Here is a 3,466-nt window from a genome sequence, read left to right on the forward strand (position 1 = left end):
GCGCATCAAATCGGAATCGGTGGGCGCATCACCCCGGAATACGCAGTTCACTAAGCGCAATCGATCATCACATACCGCCGGTGACATTATTTAGCCATCTTGCGAGCGCTTAAGTGACCCAAAGCCGGATGCCGGCCAGATCATCTGGAGAATTACATGAAAAAGTTCGTAATGCCGCTCGCATTGACTGCTGCTTTCTTCGGCCCTGCAGCAACAGCTCAAGCCATCAACTTTTCACAGATCGATACGAACGGTGACCAGGTCCTTCAACAAGAGGAGATTGTGGCAGCGTTCGGAGATGCTGGCTCCGCGGCAGTTGCCGCTCTCGATACAAATAATGATGGGGAGGTGAGCCTCAGCGAAGCGTCCGATGCGGATCGTGCTGACACTCCCAGTGACCGTGGCGTCGCCGCAAGCACGGCCAAAGGTGATAATCGCAGCGAACGTGGCGCTGCGGCAAGTGAAGCGAAAGGTGGTAACCGGAATGACCGGGCCGCTGCGGCCAGACAAGCAGGCGGCGAGGCCCGTGGTGAGCGCGGCAGCGCGGCCGGGCTAGGCAATCGGAGTGAACGCGGGAATGCAGCCAGCAATGCCAAGGGTGGCAACCGCGATTAACGTGTTTGGGACTGGTATTGTGACGTGTGACCCTTAGCAAGTCAGGCGACGTGGTAGGTTTACGAGGATCTGTGTGTAATGTCGGGCAACTTCAATTTTACCCCTGCTCCAGCGGCACCATTGGGACCGCTGGAGGCGATCGTCGGTAATACAGCCTTGGCCAACACCGCGATCCGGGTCTATTTCGGTGAGGTCGGAGAAAACTTCGACGAGTATACTACCGGCGAGGGTTTTACCGCATACGAACGAGCCCGGTTCACGCAGGCTTTCGCGCAGATCGAAGCGGTTGCAGACATAACCTTCGAAGTCGTGACCCGGCCAAATACAGCCGACTTCCGGCTTGTTCTTGATACCAATGAGATGCAACCGTTTGAACTGGGATACTTCTATCCGCCCGGTTCCAGCTTCGCTGCAGGCGTGGGGGTGTTCAACGGCAATCACTTCGATCGCTTCGGAGGCGGCAATCTGGAGCCGGGCGGTAATGGCGCGGCCACGGTCATGCACGAGCTACTCCATGGCTTGGGAGTGATGCATCCGCATGATGGAGGGGCCGGCTCCAACATCATGCCCGGCGTCACATCAGATTTCGATTCTTTTGGGTTTGCAAGCCTTAATCAAGGCATCTTTACGACCATGTCCTATAATCGCGGCTACCATACAGGACGTGCAACGGCCCCGGTTTCAGACCAATACGGGCACCAGTCGGGACCCATGGCGCTGGATATAGCTGCCTTGCAGCTAATGTATGGCCCGGCCCAACAAGCCGATGGCAACACCGTCTATCGACTTCCGGAAGCAAATGGAATCGGCACCGGTTGGCAGGCGATCTGGGATACCGGCGGGGTGGATCGCATTGTCTACGATGGGCGCAATGATGCCACTATCGATCTGCGAGCGGCACAGCTGAGTTATATCCCCGGCGGCGGTGGTTTTGTATCAGCAGCCGAGGGCATCAAAGGCGGCTTTACTATTGCAGAAGGCGTAACGGTCGAGCAAGCGTTTGGCGGATCTGGGCAAGACAGAGTGATTGGAAATGAATTTGCAAATACCCTGTTGGGCCGTAACGGAAACGACGTTCTATACGGACTGAACGGGCCAGACATTCTCAAGGGTGGATATGGCAATGACATCCTGCGGGGTGGGAGTGGCAACGACCGACTGAATGGTAAGGCGGGTGACGATCGGCTCGTTGGCGGCCATGGGTCTGATTTGCTGCACGGTGGGACTGGCCACGACCGATTGCAAGGCAATGCGGGTAACGACCGGCTCGTTGGCGGCCATGGGTCTGATTTGCTCCACGGTGGGAATGGCCACGACCGACTGCAAGGCAATGCGGGTAACGATCGGCTCGTTGGTGGCCATGGGTCTGATTTGCTGCACGGTGGGACTGGCCACGACCGATTGCAAGGCAATGCGGGTAACGACCGGCTCGTTGGCGGCCATGGGTCTGATTTGCTCCACGGTGGGAATGGCAACGACCGACTGCAAGGCCATGCGGGTAACGACCGGCTCATTGGCGGCCATGGGTCTGATGTGCTGCACGGTGGCTTTGGGGACGATACGTTTATCTACAACCGTGCAACGGACAGCTTGCCAACTGCGTCCCATCGCGACGTGATCAGCGATTTTACTAGAGGAATAGATCGGATCAGCTTTGCCCCTCTAGATGGACATCTGGGCCGTAGCGGCAATCAGGCTTTTGAATTCATCGGCAGAGCAGGCTTTGATGGAGACGATCGACAAGGCGACGTGCGCATTCATCACTTGGCGAAAGGCGGGGTGATTGTGGCGGTCGACCAAAATGGTGATGGGTATGGCGACATGCAAATCCTCGTCCAGGGCATCGGAACTCTTTCGGTCAATGACTTCATCTTGTAACCTATGCTGTGATGCCAAAAGGCTTTCAATTTACGCTACGCAATGCGCCCAAAAAGCGTGACAGGGCTTGCGCTCGTCTACGGCGTGACGTGGATGCTTTGACGCACCGTAGACCGCTTCGGTGTCGCTGTGAATTTGGTCGGAAGAAAGCCGAAGATGCGCGAGCATGCCGACATAGCCGAGCACCTGACATGAGCGCGATGGGCGGGTGATCATTAACTCTGTGTGGAGCCGCCAAAGTGACCAGTAGCGAAAACATGGAGCACGATGAGGATCTTGGCGGCTTTCACGCGTCCAGCACAATCGTCCAAGGCCAACCGGCCTCGGAGTCTGCGCTTGGACGCGGCCGGGCGATGCGATGCGGTGCGATCGAGCCGCAGTGCGCTACCAGCACAGGCATCTTCCGGCAAAATCTGACCGACGACGGGGTTGATGCGACAGCGCCTCAGTTCCGGATCAACACTGGATGTCACGCGGCTTATGCCTATCCAGCCGCTTCACCAAATTCCTGACATTCGACACCTGCCACGTCCCACCCCGCCGGGTCAGCATGCCCCTGTCGTTCAGTGCGGCAGCGATGGCGCGGAGGGTCGTGACCCCTTGCATCTGCACGTCGTCGATCACGGGCCGGAGGTCCTCGGCGAAGCGGTCGGCATTTGACGCCACGGTCGCACGCAAGGCCGTACCGCCCTTTCCCGCGCGCTTCAGGGCCGCCGCACCATTCGGGTTGCCCAGCTTCACACCCCGCGCCTTTGCGATCGCCAGTGCCTCTCTGGTGCGCCGCGAGATGGCCTCGCGTTCCTGCTGCGCCACCAGCGCCATGATGCCGACGGTCAGATCGTTCGCTTCCGGCATGTCGACGGCCATAAACCGCACGCCGCTGTCCCGGAGGGTCAAAAGGAAGGCGGCATTGCGCGACAGCCGGTCCAGCTTGGCGATGACCAGCGTGGCACCGGTGACCTTGGCGAGGTGA

3 protein-coding genes are annotated in these 3,466 nt (G+C 58.7%); 2 read left to right on the plus strand and 1 reads right to left on the minus strand.

Annotation, left to right across the window (positions count from 1 at the left end):
- The first annotated feature begins 156 nt into the window (after positions 1–156).
- Both ACOI1H_RS24305 and ACOI1H_RS24310 read left to right on the plus strand, forming a co-directional pair.
- The gene (locus ACOI1H_RS24305) at positions 157–615 is read left to right on the plus strand and encodes a hypothetical protein (protein WP_422440793.1); all 459 of its coding nucleotides are present in this window, start codon (positions 157–159) and stop codon (positions 613–615) included.
- A gap of 78 nt (positions 616–693) precedes the next feature.
- Positions 694–2,493, plus strand: a complete 1,800-nt coding sequence (locus ACOI1H_RS24310; protein WP_422440795.1) for a M10 family metallopeptidase C-terminal domain-containing protein — start codon at positions 694–696, stop codon at positions 2,491–2,493.
- Between the two features lie 456 nt (positions 2,494–2,949).
- On the opposite strand, the gene ACOI1H_RS24315 is transcribed toward ACOI1H_RS24310, so the two are convergent.
- On the minus strand, positions 2,950–3,466 hold a 517-nt coding region (locus ACOI1H_RS24315), incomplete at its 5' end, for a recombinase family protein (protein ID WP_422440797.1).

The organism is Loktanella sp. DJP18, from assembly GCF_049310965.1.
Taxonomy (GTDB): Bacteria; Pseudomonadota; Alphaproteobacteria; order Rhodobacterales; family Rhodobacteraceae; genus Loktanella.

Excerpts from the sequence above, each read along its gene's own strand:
- ACOI1H_RS24305 (WP_422440793.1), top strand. The coding sequence starts at position 157 with ATGAAAAAGTTCGTAATGCCGCTCGCATTGACTGCTGCTTTCTTCGGC.
- ACOI1H_RS24310 (WP_422440795.1), top strand. The coding sequence starts at position 694 with ATGTCGGGCAACTTCAATTTTACCCCTGCTCCAGCGGCACCATTGGGA.